The organism is Citrobacter sp. Cpo069, assembly GCF_030332785.1.
GTDB classification, from domain to species: domain Bacteria; phylum Pseudomonadota; class Gammaproteobacteria; order Enterobacterales; family Enterobacteriaceae; genus Citrobacter; species Citrobacter portucalensis.
The window spans coordinates 269,594-286,283 of sequence record NZ_JAOWHD010000061.1 but is presented as its reverse complement, the minus strand read 5'-3'; the positions used below and the strand labels follow the sequence as shown (position 1 = coordinate 286,283).

General features: G+C 47.0%; 9 protein-coding genes and 1 pseudogene. 5 read left to right on the top strand and 5 right to left on the bottom strand.

Annotated elements, in window-relative coordinates; genetic code table 11:
* The first annotated feature begins 644 nt into the window (after window positions 1-644).
* A complete protein-coding gene (locus OGY08_RS21595) occupies window positions 645-1,847 on the top strand; it encodes an integrase domain-containing protein (protein WP_125363600.1) in 1,203 nt (400 codons plus the stop codon).
* Window positions 1,847-5,119: a P-loop NTPase fold protein gene (locus OGY08_RS21590; protein WP_286566549.1), complete on the top strand. Its 3,273-nt coding sequence runs from the start codon at window positions 1,847-1,849 to the stop codon at window positions 5,117-5,119. Before OGY08_RS21595 ends, OGY08_RS21590 begins: the two co-directional genes overlap by 1 nt.
* 190 nt (window positions 5,120-5,309) lie before the next feature.
* On the opposite strand, the gene OGY08_RS21585 is transcribed toward OGY08_RS21590, so the two are convergent.
* Entirely contained in the window at window positions 5,310-5,570 is a 261-nt protein-coding gene (locus tag OGY08_RS21585) for a phage polarity suppression protein (protein ID WP_286566547.1), read from the bottom strand.
* Window positions 5,571-5,595: 25 nt separating this feature from the next.
* Here OGY08_RS21585 and OGY08_RS21580 point away from each other — a divergent pair.
* The 3 genes and pseudogenes from OGY08_RS21580 to OGY08_RS21570 form a co-directional block, all read left to right on the top strand.
* Window positions 5,596-6,294, top strand: a pseudogene (locus tag OGY08_RS21580) (primase-like DNA-binding domain-containing protein); the annotation flags it as partial.
* Between the two features lie 413 nt (window positions 6,295-6,707).
* Window positions 6,708-7,589: an AbaSI family restriction endonuclease gene (locus tag OGY08_RS21575; RefSeq protein WP_021557107.1), complete on the top strand. Its 882-nt coding sequence runs from the start codon at window positions 6,708-6,710 to the stop codon at window positions 7,587-7,589.
* A 557-nt stretch (window positions 7,590-8,146) separates the two neighbouring features.
* Window positions 8,147-11,689, top strand: a complete 3,543-nt coding sequence (locus tag OGY08_RS21570) for an inverse autotransporter beta domain-containing protein (RefSeq protein WP_286566545.1) — start codon at window positions 8,147-8,149, stop codon at window positions 11,687-11,689.
* A 217-nt stretch (window positions 11,690-11,906) separates the two neighbouring features.
* On the opposite strand, the gene iolB is transcribed toward OGY08_RS21570, so the two are convergent.
* The 4 genes from iolB to OGY08_RS21550 are packed head-to-tail and all read right to left on the bottom strand — an operon-like array spanning window position 11,907 to window position 16,690.
* The gene (gene iolB, locus OGY08_RS21565; RefSeq protein WP_286566543.1) at window positions 11,907-12,725 is read right to left on the bottom strand and encodes a 5-deoxy-glucuronate isomerase; all 819 of its coding nucleotides are present in this window, start codon (window positions 12,723-12,725) and stop codon (window positions 11,907-11,909) included.
* A 9-nt stretch (window positions 12,726-12,734) separates the two neighbouring features.
* The gene (gene iolE / locus OGY08_RS21560; protein WP_060683363.1) at window positions 12,735-13,625 is read right to left on the bottom strand and encodes a myo-inosose-2 dehydratase; all 891 of its coding nucleotides are present in this window, start codon (window positions 13,623-13,625) and stop codon (window positions 12,735-12,737) included.
* A gap of 14 nt (window positions 13,626-13,639) precedes the next feature.
* Window positions 13,640-15,544, bottom strand: a complete 1,905-nt coding sequence (locus OGY08_RS21555) for a bifunctional 5-dehydro-2-deoxygluconokinase/5-dehydro-2-deoxyphosphogluconate aldolase (RefSeq protein ID WP_286566540.1) — start codon at window positions 15,542-15,544, stop codon at window positions 13,640-13,642.
* Between the two features lie 12 nt (window positions 15,545-15,556).
* Window positions 15,557-16,690, bottom strand: coding sequence for a Gfo/Idh/MocA family protein (locus tag OGY08_RS21550; RefSeq protein ID WP_057068474.1), 1,134 nt, complete (start codon window positions 16,688-16,690; stop codon window positions 15,557-15,559).

Sequence of the window (16,690 nt, the reverse complement as noted above, 5' to 3'; positions counted from 1 at the left end):
GATGATTTCGAATCATTTTTTTGTTCTTTATGGTGAATAAGAGTACATGAAGGAGCTACTTCTGGCCACCTTCGAAAACTCTGACTCTGATAATCAGGATCAACAAAATTATTAACAAAACCCAGAAAAACCACCTTTTCATCACAGACATTAGCTTCTGAGGAAAGTTTTGTGCATAACTCTGTGCGTAACATTATTTTTATGCACAATTATCCAGAAAATTTCTTTTAGCAAAAAATGCTATCCTAATCAGAGGCCGAAATCATCACCCGTTAGTTTATACATACATCTATTACCATACTTACTATTTTAAATTCGATGTTTAGGTCAGTGAAAGGACAGGAAAAGAACCGCAAAAGAGCCGCGAGAAAAACCATCAAGATTTAGCTGTTTATATTCAACTAATTACATAACTTCGGACACGGGTTCAACTCCCGCCAGCTCCACCAAATCATGATCCGGATACGTCCGGTGAAGTACAGAAAGCCCGCACGGCACAAGCCCTGCGGGCTTTTTTGTGTCTGTCGTTGTCCGAGAACATCCGGCTAAATCCAGAGAAAATTGGTACACGTTTAGGTACACGTTTAGGTACACGCTATACTGTGGTCCATTAAACGTGTACCAATTATGGAAGGGCTCCAGACATGGCGCGTATCACACGCCCCCTCACTAACAATGAAATCCTTAAAGCCAAACCCCGTGAAAAAGACTTCACCCTTCATGATGGTGATGGCTTGTTCTTGCTCGTCAAAACCACTGGTAAAAAACTCTGGCGCTTCCGTTATCAACGACCTGGAAGCAGCAGCCGCACAAATTTGAGTCTCGGCTCATATCCTGCCCTTACACTCGCAGCAGCTCGTCAGATACGCGACCAGCACTTAACCACGCTTGCGCAAGGTATGGATCCGCAGCAGCAACAAGAGCAGGCATCAGAACAACGTCAGATTGAGTTGGATAGTATTTTCTCAACTGTGGCCGCCAACTGGTTCAAAATGAAGAGCAAAAGTGTCACTGAAGACTACGCTAAAGATATTTGGCGCTCTTTGGATAAGGATGTGTTCCCTGCAATAGGCGCGATTCCTGTTCAGGAGATTAAGGCCAGAACGATAGTTGAAGCGTTGGAACCAATCAAAGCACGAGGTGCATTAGAAACTGTTCGTCGCTTGGTCCAGCGCATTAACGAAATAATGATTTACGCAGTTAACACAGGCCTGATTGATGCTAATCCGGCATCGGGTGTCGGAATGGCATTTGAGAAACCGAAAAAGCAAAACATGCCGACACTTCGACCAGAAGAATTGCCAAAGCTCATGCGCTCTTTGGTGATGTCGAATCTCTCAGTTTCGACCCGCTGTCTAATTGAATGGCAACTCCTGACGCTCGTGCGTCCATCTGAGGCTTCTGGCGCTCTATGGGAAGAGATCGATCTCGATGCCAAACTCTGGACGATTCCAGCCGAAAGGATGAAGGCAAAGCGTGAACACATTGTACCTTTATCGCCTCAGACGTTAGATATTCTGGAAGTGATGAAACCGATTAGTGCTCATCGTGAACATATCTTCCCTAGTAGAAATGATCCAAAGCGGCCGATGAATAGCCAGACTGCTAATGCTGCTTTAAAAAGAATTGGTTATGGTGGTAAATTGGTTGCTCATGGTTTACGCTCAATTGCGAGTACAGCCCTTAATGAACATGGGTTTAACGCTGATGTCGTAGAAGCCGCGCTTGCTCACAGTGACCCAAATGAAGTCAGAAAAGCATATAATCGCTCAACATATCTCGCTAGTCGTATTGATTTAATGAACTGGTGGGGAAATTTTGTTTACTTAAAAGATAAGGGATTATAATGGAATTTAAATTATATGATGAAAAGCCTTCTGAAAAAGATCTCTTTGATGGGCAAAATCATTCAAATTTAGCAGATAAAATATCGTCAATATTATTACAAAAAGATATAAATACAATTGGTTTGGATGGATGTTTGGGTTCGGGAAAATCTACTGTGATAACCCTCATTAAGGAAAAACTAAAAGATAACGATAAAATTACCTTTATTGATTTTGATGTGGAAACTTATCATCATGGCTCAACAAAAAAGGCTCTAATAAATGTTCTTTATGATGGTATAAAACCTAAAGTTAAAGATTATGTTCGACATGCTTTTAGTGACCATAAAGATACTGCACTAGGTAATAAATTCTCTTATAAAAAAGAGCAAAAAAGCTCTATGAGCATGTGGACATTTTCTTTTATTTTCACAAGCATATTATCGTTGCAATGCTTTAGGTATTTCTTATTAGACTTTTCAAAATTAATTAATAATGAGAGCTATAGTGCCATCGCATTAATTATTGAATCTGTAATTGTAGTATCCCCTTTAATATTACTCCTCATATTTCAAATGGTTAGAGATAAAAATAGTTCAATTAATGTTTCTGATATAATTAAAAAAAATAGTCTTGATACCATTACTGAAACAGTACTCATATCTAAAGAGGTTGGTGCATTAGAGTTAAAGAGTGCACTAAACGGATTTTTGAAATGTGTTGATGACCATACATTTATACTAATTATTGATAACCTAGATAGAGTTTCAAAAGAGAAAGTAAAAGAAATTTGGAGCGATATAGAATTAATCACTCACAATTCCAATTCAAAATTAAAAATAATCATCCCATATTCTGCTGAACATTTAGCAAAATCTCTTTCAGATAAAGATGATGAAGGAATGGAGTTTTTATCAAAAAGGTTACCTGTCAGCTTTAGAGTCTCTCCAATAATATCAACTGGCTGGCGAAATGCTTTTGATTATTTCTGGACTGAAACCTTTAATGATAAATACATTAATCACTCAAAAGAAATATCTCAATTAATAGAAGCGTGGCTTCCTAAAAACTATCTACAAGTTACACCTAGATTACTAAAAAGGCTAATCAACGATATTAATTTGAGTATCTATACTACTCCCAAAGTGGTTTCTCCAATTGCGGCTTCATTTTATATCCTATCATGTAGATATAATAACAATCCATTTGTTTGGGCTACATTAAACTATAACATAGAAAATACAAAGGAATTTCTTCAGATACATGGTATTTCTGAAGAGTATTACAATAAGTATATGTTAAGTTACCCTCAACTTCAGAGACTCAATGGCAATAATAAAGATATATGGATAGAAGATATCCTTTGCCTTCACTTTCAAACTAACGAGCATTTAGCAAAAAGCGAATTAATAACGGAACCATTGTTAACTGCAATAGAGCATAGTAATTCAAAAGACTTTTTCAAATTAACAGACATCTATGGTTTTAATTCATTATGGAAATCTGTACTTGACAAGACAGATCCGATTAAATGGATATTGATCCTTTCAGAGGTTGATGATGTCCATTTAGAAATAACGAAAACAATTATTAATGATGTCATCATGGCACTAAACACAAAAGATATAAACATCGAGAAAAATAATCTTGATATTTCTTTAATTCAATCCATTGAAAAACTCAGGCATAAACAAATTGATTATCAAGGTTCATACTTTGACCATATCAGAGATTATCTTTCAAGCTCAATCCTAAAACTCAATAAGATTTATTCAGATGACAATGCTAATGAAGAAATAAAAAACAAATGTGAGAACATAATAAAAATAGCCAATTCTTTTTGTGCTATTGACGATAAAGATAATTTATCAACAATTCTACCAAATCAAGATAATATATCTGGTATTTTTTTCGCCTCAGCTCTTTATCATCATATAAATGAGTATAAAAACTTAAATATCAGTGAAATTAATCTAAATGAATCTGAGCTTATTAAATCAATACAACACCTTTCTAGATTTAGCGTAGATTTCGATTTATTTAACAATTTCTTCATAGAAAAAATAAAATTAAACACGGAGGAGTTAACAGAAAAAATAAAACAAAAGGCGTTTAGTGCTGCGGAAGAAATCGCTATGCTTATAGAAAAATCAAATCAGCACTACTCATTAGAACAAGCAAATTTACTAGTTTTATCATCAAGATGGCACGAAGAAGACTGTTCCGAACTATGTAATGCTTCGGCATTAACAAATATAAAAGAAGAACATCCATTAAACTTTATATCATTAGCCCTACTGAACTCAATTGACACCAAGAGCAATGATATAACAGAAGTAATCAGCACTATTAATGTAGATGAGCTATTATTATCATCTGATGAATTTCACAATATAGTAGAGCAACACTTATTGTTTAGTTTTTCATTTGACAACATTGTATTAGCACTTAATGACACAGAGATAACCGACTACATAGTAAACCCAATCAAGGCTTTACTTGCTAAAGGAAATATAGCCAGACTTAATATAGCTGAGTTCATCAAAAAGCAATACCCAATATTATGTTCTCATTATAATCCTGACTTTACGCTTTCTTTTTTTAGCGACTGGGATGAACCATGTTCAGAAAAAATTAATAGCTTTATCAAAAATGATATTGAAACTATTGACTCATTATTTCTGCAAAATACTCTTGATTCGGATAAACTCCCATTAACTAAAAAAGCAATAATAAATGCTGCCAAAAAGAAAGCATCTGAAAACAAAGAATTATCAACCTTTTTTGTTAAAATCGATAAAAACCTCAGAGCTATTTTTAGATACTGTGATACAAACGCCATCTCTCTTATAAAGTCTAGCAATGGTGCAATAGCTAAATGGTATGCAGACAACCCAATTAATAACACACCTCAAAACAATCACACCAGGCTAATTTTCAATATACTATCTGATATAGATAAAAAAGCCACGTTAGATAGTCTAATTGACTTGATTTACCAAAGAGATTTTGATGTAAAAAAACAAATACTATTAATTGAGAATTTCGGCGATATTATTATATTGAACGATCAAAACAAACAATTAGTAAATAGAACTATAATAAGGCTGTTCCCTCACGCACCGGAATCAGCGTCTCTTTCTGAATGGTTAGACAGTCAAAAATTTAACTTTTCCCGATGGAAGAACGATGATAAGGAGCTAGTTCAGCAAATAATACTCGCTAACCCTGATAAATTTCCTAAAAATTCGGAGAAATTAGTAAAATCAAGAAAAAAACAAATTCCAGAGTGAGCGCGCAATGCTCTCCCCGCCACGCCTGCCCGCTTCATGGGGCGTTTTTAATGCAGGTGCATGAAGGGGCTCAGGCCGCGCCAGTGCTGGTGCGGCGGGGTGTGGAAAATTCAGGTTTTTGCATGCAAAGCCATGCAGCGTAGGCATGCATGGCTATTTTTATTAAAAAGACGGGTATTTTCGGGGTGTTTTATGCTGATTTTTTGCGGGGCTTAGCGGCCTGTCGACGCATGAAAATCTGACTCTGTTCAGGCGTATATTTTGACCGGTTGTCGTCTCTTGATGTTCTGTCAGGCCGGAAACCGTTGTTTGTCAGAATGTCGCGATCTTCCTCTGCGTAATCAATATTTCCTCCGCGGGTTACATGAACGGACAACGCTTCGCGAACACTGGCGGCCGCCCGGTCGAGAGCCCGTTTTCTGACGATGTCAGGTTGTTCGCTGAGATGCATTAATTCTGGTGCCAGTGCGGCGGCTATCCGTCTGCCTGACCAGGAAAAATGGAGCGGTGACGGCGCAGGGCTTAAGGCCATCACCGGCGGCGATGCGGTCTCGGTTGACCCGAAATACCAGAACCCGTACTCAACACACATTCCGGCGGTGATTCTGGCCGTGAACAACAACCCGATGCGCTTCACCGACCGCAGCGGCGGTGTGTCACGTCGCCGGGTGATTATTCACTTCCCGGAGCAGATTGCGCCGGAGGAACGCGACCCGCAGCTCAGGGATAAAATTGCGCTCGAGCTGGCCGTCATTGTGCGCCAGCTTATGCAGAAATTCAGCGACCCGATGACCGCGCGCGCACTGCTCCAGTCGCAGCAGAATTCCGACGAGGCGCTCAGCATTAAGCGCGATGCTGACCCGACATTTGATTTTTGCGGCTATCTGGAAATGCTCCCGCAGACCAACGGGATGTTTATGGGGAATGCCAGCATCATCCCGCGTAATTACCGTAAATATCTCTATCACGCGTATCTGGCCTATATGGAGGCTAACGGGTACAGGAACGCGCTCAGCCTGAAAATGTTCGGGCTGGGGCTACCTATGATGCTGAAAGAGTACGGCCTGAATTATGAAAAGCGGCACACAAAGCGGGGGATACAAACCAATCTGTCGCTGAAAGAGGAAAGCTACGGGGACTGGCTGCCGAAGTGCGACGACCCCGCAGCAACATAACCTCACTCAGACCGGCAACAGCCGGTCTTTTCCTTTCTGGCCATTGCCGCAAGGTGAACAATCCACTGTTCACCCTTCACCGTATCTTCACCCTGTATCACCATGAAATTATTAATAAAAAACCAGAGGTGAACAGTGTGAACAGTAAAACCTAAAAAAACTTTTTATCCCCCCACCACATCGCCTGACCGGGCAGATCCAGAACGAGCAAAAATCACAAAGGGGAAGAGTCGACTTTTCACTCCTCACCAACTCACCACCGCTTAACCACATGATATAAAATAGAAAATCATCGAAGTTAACAGTATAAACAGTTAGATTAAAAAAATACTAACGCATCTTATGGCGATAGGTAACACTATCGCCATAAGAAAAAGCACATTACATGAAGAACAAAGAAGGAAGGCATATAAATGGATAAAACTGATTACATCCTACGTTCACTTACGAAAACCTCAAAAAAACGATGGGAACATTATGCAGTAACTCGCATTTATCATCTTTTAAATGATCCCGACATTGAATTTGTCTGCCAGCAATGTGTCAGAAAAGAAAATGGAAAAATCTATTTGGCAGATTTATTTTTCCCACAACTGGAACTTTATCTTGAAATTGATGAAGGGCATCACAACAGTGAGCAATCACAAATAGATGATGCGAAACGTCGTATGGATATTACTGAAGTTACAGGATTTTTAGAGAAAAGAATTCCCGCCAGCGAAATAAGTCTTGAAATTTTCGATCGTTATATCAATGAATTTATTGAGTTGATACGCAATCGTAAAAATAGAATGATTAAAGATAAAAAATTCAAAGAATGGGATTATGATAATAAATATACAGCTCGTCCTCATCTTAAGGCAGGAAGGATATCTGTAGGTCCAGATGCCGTCTTCAGATACCACCGGGATGCTTTGAACTGTTTCGGTTACAACAAAGGACATCATCAGTCTGGCGGTTGGAGCATTCCTTCTCACATAAGTGAAGCAATGGGTCTATCAGGAAAATGCATGGTTTGGTTTCCAAAACTATATGGAAATTCAGATTGGGGAAATGAATTGACTGATGATGGTAACAAAATCATAGAGCGGAATATAAAAGATGATGAGGGATACACAGAACGCTGGGATAAACGAATTGTTATGGCACATTCTCGTGATGAGTTGAACAGGACACTGTACCGATTTCTTGGGGTGTTTGAAGCTATCCCTGGTCACCATACTGGCAACATACTAGAGTTTCATCGTGTAAGTACATCGGTCAATGTATACCCTCCTAATGATGCTGCCCCATGATTAACAGCATATTTAGTTCCCTGTTTATACGAGATACAACGCTGCTACAGTGAGAAAATTGGTACACGTTTAGGTACACAACTGAAAGTTGAATACGAAAAAACCCCTTACTTTTAATAGGTTGGGAAATTTATTCAGACTCCGACAGCCCGGCGAAAAGCCCTCAGCGCAAGCTGAGGGCTTTTTTGTGTCTATTGCCCCGTCCTGAAAGTGTTGACACGTTCCAGACTTAGATCCGGAGAACATGATAATAGCTGAATACGAACAAGCAGACTCATTTCCTGATAACTCTTTTTATTTAACAGTGAAAGACCATGGTTAAATAATATCCCTACAGGCTTAAAATCATCACGATAAAAAGAAACGTATTTTTTAAATACATTCGTCATTTAAACGTTCGACATCGTTAGCCAGCCCACAACGCCGCATAGTGTAAAAATATCCAGTTAACTTCTCCATGAACAACTCTTGAATTTTCCGACTAAATACATATATTACGCATCCCGTTCAGTACATGAAATAACCTTTGATTTTTTTAATTGATATTGGAGTTACAAATGTCAAATAAGAAAATTTCGCGGAGCAATGGGGCAACAGGCCCCGTTAATAAGGTTGTCGCATGGTCAACAATCGCTTTGCAGGCTCTGTATCCTGCCCTTCTTAGCTTCACGCCAACCATCAGCCATGCGTCAGCCGTTAAGGCATGGCAGGCCACCGCAGAACAGCAAGAACTGCGCGGTCTGTCTTCTCTCGCCGCGCAGGCTGGCAGAAGTATTGAAAACGGCCATGCGGGCAGTTTTGCTGCCAATACCGTCTCAGCACAGGCAACGAAGGAGGTGGTAGAGTGGCTACAGAAGTACGGTAATGCGCGTATTCAACTCAACGTCGATGACGCTTTCTCGTTGAAAGATTCGGCGTTCGATTTCCTTTATCCGTGGATTGATACAAAGCAGCATGTTTTATTTAGCCAGACATCGCTTCACCGTACCGATGACAGAACCCAAACTAATATCGGCATGGGTTATCGCTATTTCACGGCGGATAATTCAATGCTGGGCGCAAACTTATTTTATGACTACGATTTAAGTCGTCATCACGCACGTATGGGTGCAGGCGTTGAGTATTGGCGAGATTATTTACGCGCAGGCGTAAATGCTTATTTAAGATTATCAAAATGGAAGGATTCCCACGATCTGGATGATTATCAGGAACGTCCGGCAGATGGCTGGGATATCTATACCCAAGGTTGGTTGCCATCGTATCCGCAACTGGGCGCATCGCTTAAATATGAAAAGTATTACGGCAAGAATGTCGGCCTCTTTGGCAGCGATCATCTTCAGGAAAATCCGTACGCCTTTACAGGCGGGATCAGCTATACGCCGGTTCCGCTAGTTACGCTTTCCGCTGAACACAAGCAGGGGCAGAGCAATACTCATGATTCACGCTTCGGCATAGAGATTAACTATCGCCCCGGCATCCCGCTGGCGAAGCAGTTGGACAGCGACAATGTTGCGTTAATGCGCGAAGTTCAGCACGGACGCTACGATTTTGTCGAACGAAATAACAATATTGTTCTGGAATACCGCAAAAAATCGGTTCTGAAAATCCGCCTGCCTGAAAGCGTGCAGGGGGAAGGTGGCGCCGTTATTCCGGTGACTATTTCACTGGATAAATCCCACTGGGGCATTCAGTCGGTAGAGTGGAACGATAGCGCATTTACCGCCGCTGGCGGAAGCATTTCCGGTAGCGGCACATCATGGCAACTGACGTTACCCGCTTATACACCAGGCGGCACTAATCATTGGCAAATCGGTGCAACGGCGCGAGATGTTAAAGGAAATGTCTCTAACTATGCGGTGATGAACGTGACGGTGACGGGGAGTTCAGCCTCTGTCGGCACAATGGATTTTACATTGAACGGCGAGCAGCAACCGATCATCGCGGCTGACGGGAAGTCACAGCATCCGGTTACGTTGGTGCTTAAAGATACCAATGGTAATCCGTTAACAGGGCTTGCACATGACATTGAGTTGTCTTTAGCGTTTACACCTGACGCACAGAGAAATCGTGAGCGTTCAGCACAGGCTCCAAAACTTGGTGAAGTGCAGGAAACCCGCTCCGGGGTGTATACCGCCACGCTGACGCCGGGTTTAACGGCGGGGACGGCACGCATCACCGCTAAAGTCCTGGGTAAAACAGAAACCCTGACGGTGACACTAAAAGCGGTTTCCGCCGAGGCGGCAAAATCGACATTCACGGTAATGCCCATGGAGCAGGTCGTTGGACACCCGATTAGCCTGGCGTTAGAAGCAAAAGATAAAGACGGGAATGCCATCACCGGCGACGACAGCTTACGTTTTTATGCAGTTTCAGCCAGCGGCGAGGTCCGTTTTACTGCCGTAGAAGAGAAAGACGGCGTGTACAGCGCTAAGGCAACATCTGAACTGGCTCAGGCGACACGCATTGGTGTGACGTCACAAAAACATGATTTCTCCGGGCTGGAAAAACAAGCCAACTGGATTGCCGACAAAACGCAGCCGGTGGTGCAGGCTTTTAACCTGACCAGGGACAATGCGCTGGCGGATGGCAAACAGAGTAATGTCGCGGTCGTTACCCTGACCGACCGTTATGGGAACCCGCTGTCCGGATACACGGTCACCCTGGCGTTACCGCCACAGGTTAAGATCGCGAATGGGGAGAACGTTGTGAAGACCGATGCCAAAGGTGAAGCAAGATTCTCACTGACCAGTTCAACTCCGGGAACTTATGATATTACACTAAGCGCGGGGAACATCAGCTCATCGCTAAGCGTAACATTTGCCTCTGCAATGGAGGGGGCAACATTGTCTCTGACGGCCAAAGACAATGGCGCAATCACCAATATTGCAGCAAACGGTCGCGATGGTGCCACGCTTGAAATCATGCTCAACAATACCGCCGCGTCGGTTGAAGGACAGAAAGTGGAGCTTATCGTAACGCCACAAGGGCTCGTGTACCCGGAGAAAATCACCACCAATAAAGACGGTTACGCGACGGTAACGTTAACTACGGTTAAGGCAGGTCATTACACCGTTAATGCCAGGGTTACAGATGGGCAGCACAGCGTTGAGTCCTCAAGCGTTGACCTGGAATTCGTACCTGATATTAACAGCGCAGTGCTGAATTTGACCGCACCGTCTGAGAGCATTGTGGCAAACGCATCAGCGGCACATGAAATTCAGGTACAGGTTGTCGACGGTGAAAACAACCCATTTAGTGGTGACGTGCACCTGACCAGTTCCCCTACCAGTGGATTAAAACTGGGCCAGTCCGAACTGACATTGGATGAGAAAGGAATGGCATCAACAACCTTTATTGCCGCAGAAGCCGGGCACTATCAATTGCAGGCAACCTTCATCAAAGAGGGTAAACGCGTTACGGCGAGTAAGGCGATTGAGGTGGTATCGGATCTGCAAAATGCCGCGTTGACGATCGAACCGTCAACGACATCCGCCGTAGTCAGTGATGTGGATAACGTGGCGTTTACCCTGCATCTGACCGATACATCAGGGAACAGCGTCAGCAACCGTAAGCTGAAAATTACGGCTACAGGCCCATCGCCACGCGATCCTCTGGTGATTGACAATACGCTTGTCACCACCAATGGTTCCGGTACTGCGACTGTAAATGTCCACGGTAATAAGGCGGGTCGTTACACGCTGACCGCCACATTGGCTGAACACGGTAGCAATGTCTCGGCAAATGCTTCGCTAACGCTGAATGCCGATGCCCAGAATCCAGTACTCACTCTGGAGCAGGATCCTGGCTATGCCGTTGCCAACCTTGAGCCGGTAGGCTTTATGGCCCGGTTGCAGGATAAATTCGGTAACCCGTTAAACGGCAGTGTCGAATTTAGCGCAGGCAGCAAAGCCAAACCCGGCAGCGGAACCTTTACGATGACGCCGGATAAAACCAACTTTAAGTTAGGGAATGCTTACTCTGAACTGAGAACGGATACGGCCGGTGTAAGTTGGGTGAGAGCGAAGGCGACGACGGGAGATAAAACATTGGAAAAAGTACTCACCGTCTGGGTAGTTGAGAACCATCAACCAAATTCCTGATCGGGATATAAACAAAAGATAGCCGGGGTGTTCTCGAGAGCACCCCGGCTACTGCCATAACCTCAAATATATCGACACTTGGATTATTCTCATGGCCAGGCGAGCGATGAGAATAATGAGCACTTAAATAGCGCCAACCGTCATCCCATTCCTTCCCCTTTTACTCATCAAAAGGAGGGAAAAAAACGACTCACTTTTAACAAAGCCATTCATGACCTTACTTATCAACCGGATAATCCCTGTTAATCCACGCATGTTCATCTTCCCAGGTAAACATCCATTTGCGAACCGGGCCGGCCATCACGTTAAGGTAGTAACTGTCATATCCCGCCAGGGTTGCCACCGGGTGATACCCTTTCGGCACCATCACCACGTCGCGGTTATAGACTGCCATACACTCGTCAAGCGACCGGTCGTCGGTGTACACCCGTTGCATACAGAATCCCTGCGGCGGGTTGAGGCGATGGTAGTAAGTCTCCTCCAGATAGGTTTCCTGCGGGGGATTATCGGTGTCATGCTTATGGCTTGGGTAAGAACTGGTACGACCTTCGTTGGTCCACACCTCCACCACCAGCAGGCTATCTGCGGGTTTATCTTCCGGTAAGATGTTGTGCACGTAGCGCTGGTTGTGGCCTTTGCCGCGCGCTTCCCCGTCGATATCCTTAGGTGCGATCAACCGCGTTGGGTGCGTGCCTTTCCCCGGCGCAGCGCAGACTGCCAGCTCCAGTCTGGTCACCGCCTGAACCTGTATGGTTTCACCAGCAGTGACATAAACCGCCCACGGTTTGATGCGTTCAAACGGGCTCATCCGCTCACCGATATCCGTAAAAGTTGCGCCCGGCGTGGTGATGGTCGCGCGTCCGGCGACCAGTACCAGGCAGCGTTCTTCGCTGACGGCGGGCAGCGTAAGCTGCTGCCCTTCCTCCAGTTCATACGCTCTAAAGCCAACATATCCCCAACCGGCGCTTTCCGGCGTCACTGACTGCGTACACCCTTGCGCGTTCGGCTGCTGCCAGCGTGATAATAAACGTGACATATCACCTCCTCAGATAAGCCCGGCATCCCGCGCCAGACGGCTAAGGTTGTTATAGCCCAGACGCGCATACGTCAGCGGATGCGCGATGGCTGGATCCTGCTCCGCCTCCACCACCAGCCACCCCTGATACTGGTTCGCCTTCAGCAATGCCATGATTGGCGGATAGTCAACGCAGCCATCTCCCGGCACGGTAAAGACGCCGCTCAGCACCGCATCGAGGAAGCTGGTTTTGCGGTTTTTGACATCCGCCAGCACGTCGGCACGTACGTCTTTGCAGTGAACATGGTTGATACGTGATGCCCAGCGCTGCGCCACAGCCAACGGATCGGCACCCGCAAAGGTCAAATGCCCGGTGTCGAGCAACAAGCCAACTTCATCACCGGTATTCGTCATCAGATTATCCACATCTTCAGCAGATTCAATCACCGTTCCCATGTGGTGGTGATAGGCAATCTGTACTCCCTGCTGTTGGGTGTAGCGCGCAAACTCGGTGAGCTTTTCACCGTACTCTTGCCAGCGCTCTTGCGGGAAGCGCGGACGCAGATGTACCGGCGTCTGCTGCTCGCCGTGAATGCAGCCACTGACTTCGGCAAAGACCAGCACCTTCGCTCCCAGTTCGCGCAGTAACGTCAGGTGCGATTGCACAGCGGCAATCTCCTCCTCCACGCTGCGTTCCAGCAGACGTCCGGAGTACCAGCCGGAAACCAGTTGCAGGTCGTGGCGCTGCAAAATGGGGCCGAGCAGTCGCGCCTCACGCGGGAATTTGTTGCCCAGTTCGAAACCAGCAAATCCAGCCTCTTTGCCCTCGCTCAGACACGTATCAAGCGACGTCTCAGCGCCCAGTGAAGGAAGATCGTCATTCGTCCATGTCAGTGGATTAATACCTAATTGTACCGTCATCATCTTCTCCTGAATTATGCTTGTCCGCGCTCGCGCCACCAGGCGATAAGCTGCAGGTAGTTATCTTTAATGCGCGTCACCAGCTGCGCATCGTCAATATCGTGTTTCAACCACGCGCGGGAAGCGTCGCCGAACAGCGTGCGTCCCACGGCAAATCCTTTCACCACCCCATGACCCGCAGCCGCTTTAAAATCAGCACGCAGTTGCTCTGCCGGAGCGTCCAGACCCAGGATCACCACGCCACGGCAGTGCGGATCGCGCCGTTCGATAATGTCACTCAACGCCGTCCAGCCAGCAGAAGTCAGCGGTGGGAGTTTCCACCAGTCGGGGTAGATCCCTAAGTTGTAGAAACGGGAAATGGCGCGCAAATACAGTTCATCACTGCGCGGCATACTGGCCGGTAAAATCACCTCCAGCAGCAGCTCATGACCGGACTGGCAACAGGCGCGGTACACCTCAGCGATTTTCTGTTCTTGTTCCAGACGCAACGCGTGGGCATCTTCCGGATGGAAAAAGACCAGACACTTCACCACATGTTCCTGCGGCCAACTGATGAGCTGCGAGCCTATATTGCCGTGTTCCATCTCCAGCGGGCGCGACCCCGGCAGTTCGATAGGGCGACCTATCCACCAGCCCTCTCCGGTTATCGCATTCAGCGCATCCTGACCAAACGTACCATCGCACAGCAGCCCGGCCTTGCCCTCCAGCCCGGCGCTGTTGGCCGCTTCACGGCTGGCCTGCAAAATAAGCTGTTTCAATGCAGGAATACGCTTCAAAGACGCGCCGCACTGCAACGCCATCTCTTCCAGTTGGCTACGGTGATCGAAGGCCATCACGCACAGTTCCGGCCATGTGCGGCGGCGAGTCGTCACGCGATGTAAATGGTTGAGATGCGGATCGAGATCCGGACGTGGAACCTCTGCAGCGCGGGAAAGATAATCATCAAGCTCAACTTTGCTCGGCATCGCCGGCGCACAGCCGTGACGTGATACCACCAGTGCGCCGCAGGCATTTGCATAGCGGCACGCCTGTTCCCACCCTTCATCGTTAAGATAGCCGCGCAGCAGGCCGGACATAAACGCATCCCCCGCCCCCAGCACGTTCAGCACCTCTACGCGTACGCCGGTGACCGTCAGGCCATCGTCCAGCCGGGCCGGGATCGCGTCGGTATACACCGAACTGCCAAGCGCACCGCGCTTGCAGACCAGCGTCGCGTGACTCACGCCGCGAACCTGCGACAGCGCCTGCAGCGTATCGGTACTGCCGCCCGCGATATGAAACTCCTCCTCGGTGCCGACAATTACATCAAAAAGATGCAGCACCTCCTGCAACTGGCGGGTGACCTGATCAGCGGCGATAAAACGTGTTTCGCCGTCGCCTAAGGAAGTAAGTCCCCACAGCACCGGGCGATAATCGATATCCAGCGCCGTACGCACGCCGTGACGCCGGGCGTAAGTGAGCGCCGTCAACACCGCCTCGCGGGTTTGCGGATGAGAAAGATGCGTCCCGGTGATGGCAAGACAACGAGCAGAAGCGATGTACTGTTCATCAACATCGCTGGCGGTAATCGCCATATCCGCGCAGTTATCACGGTAAAAAATCAGTGGGAAGGTGTCCCGGTCTTTAATGCCGAGTAGCACCAGCGCCGTCAGGCGGTCTTTATCAGTGATCAGATGGCTGGTATCGCAGCCTACCTGGTTTAATTCTTCACGCAGGAAACGGCCCATATGTTCGTCGCCAACCCGCGCCAGCATTGAAGAACGCAGTCCCTGGCGTGCCGTGCCGTAAGCCACGTTGCCGGACGAACCACCAAGATATTTGGCAAAGCTCGACACATCTTCCAGGCGCGCGCCAATTTGCTGACTGTAGAGGTCAACCGCCACGCGGCCCATGCATATCACATCAAACTGCTTTTCCACGTTGATACCTCTTCAGACAATGTCGTTCACGTTCAGCCAGCGGCCTTCCTGGTGCGAGAGTGCGATAGCGTCAAGCACGCGCGACACCTTCCAGCCCTCTTCAAAGTCCGGCCACATCGGTGCATCGGCGGCAATGCCGTCCACCAGGTCGCGTACTTCCACAGTTTTCTGGTCGTTAAAGCCGATACCATGCCCGGCTCCCATGCAAAACGCGCCGTAGTCCGGGTGCGCCGGGCCAACCAGTAAAGTGCGAAACCCCTGGCGGTTGACCGGATCGTCATGCAGATAGAGCTTCAGCTCTGCCATGCGTTCTTGGGTAAAACTGATGGTTCCTTTGGTCCCGGTAATCACATACGACAACCCCATCTTGCGGCCACAGGCAACGCGCGAGGTTTCAATCACCCCTTGCGCACCGCCTGCAAAGCGCACCATCGCGTGGGCCTGATCTTCGTTCTCTACCGTCACCATTTGCGAGGAACCGACCTGCGCCGGACGCTGTGGCACCACGATCTTCAGGTCGCCGCAGACCTGCTTAATATCCCCAACCAGGTACTGCGCCATATTGACGATATGCGCCGCCAGATCGCCAAGCGCACCAAGTCCGGCGGTCTCTTTAAAACAATGCCAGTGGATCGGCGCAAGCGGATCGGCCATGTAGTCTTCGTTGTGGGTGCCGTAGAAATGGATCACCTCACCAATTTCTCCGCGCTCAATGATCTCTTTCGCCAGCTGCGCCGTTGGGTTCTTCATATAGTTGAACCCCACCAGCGTTTTCACTCCTGCCCGCTGTGCAGCTTCAACCATTTCACGTGCGTCGTGGGCGTTCAGCGCCAACGGCTTTTCTGAATACACATGCTTGCCATGGCGAATCGCTTCCAGCGCCATCTCTTTGTGCAGATGATTAGGAGAACAGATATCCACGACATCAATGGCCGGGTCAGCCACCAGCGCACGCCAGTCTCCGGTTGAGCGATTGAAGCCAAACGCCTGCGCCCGCTCGGCGGCCAGCTCTGGAGAGACTTCCGCCACCATTTCGCGCACCAGCTTGCCGCGCAGGTTAAACACCGTCGGGGCCTGGGCATAGGCGATGGCATGCGCCTTGCCGATATACCCGGTGCCAATCAATCCAATACGAACTTCTTTCAT

Bases quoted from the DNA above. Each gene is read 5' to 3' on its own strand.
- OGY08_RS21575 (WP_021557107.1), top strand. From the start codon at position 6,708: ATGGATAAAACTGATTACATCCTACGTTCACTTACGAAAACCTCAAAA.
- OGY08_RS21590 (WP_286566549.1), top strand. From the start codon at position 1,847: ATGGAATTTAAATTATATGATGAAAAGCCTTCTGAAAAAGATCTCTTT.
- iolB (WP_286566543.1), bottom strand. From the start codon at position 12,725: ATGTCACGTTTATTATCACGCTGGCAGCAGCCGAACGCGCAAGGGTGT.
- iolE (WP_060683363.1), bottom strand. From the start codon at position 13,625: ATGACGGTACAATTAGGTATTAATCCACTGACATGGACGAATGACGAT.
- OGY08_RS21595 (WP_125363600.1), top strand. From the start codon at position 645: ATGGCGCGTATCACACGCCCCCTCACTAACAATGAAATCCTTAAAGCC.
- OGY08_RS21585 (WP_286566547.1), bottom strand. From the start codon at position 5,570: ATGCATCTCAGCGAACAACCTGACATCGTCAGAAAACGGGCTCTCGAC.
- OGY08_RS21570 (WP_286566545.1), top strand. From the start codon at position 8,147: ATGTCAAATAAGAAAATTTCGCGGAGCAATGGGGCAACAGGCCCCGTT.
- OGY08_RS21550 (WP_057068474.1), bottom strand. From the start codon at position 16,690: ATGAAAGAAGTTCGTATTGGATTGATTGGCACCGGGTATATCGGCAAG.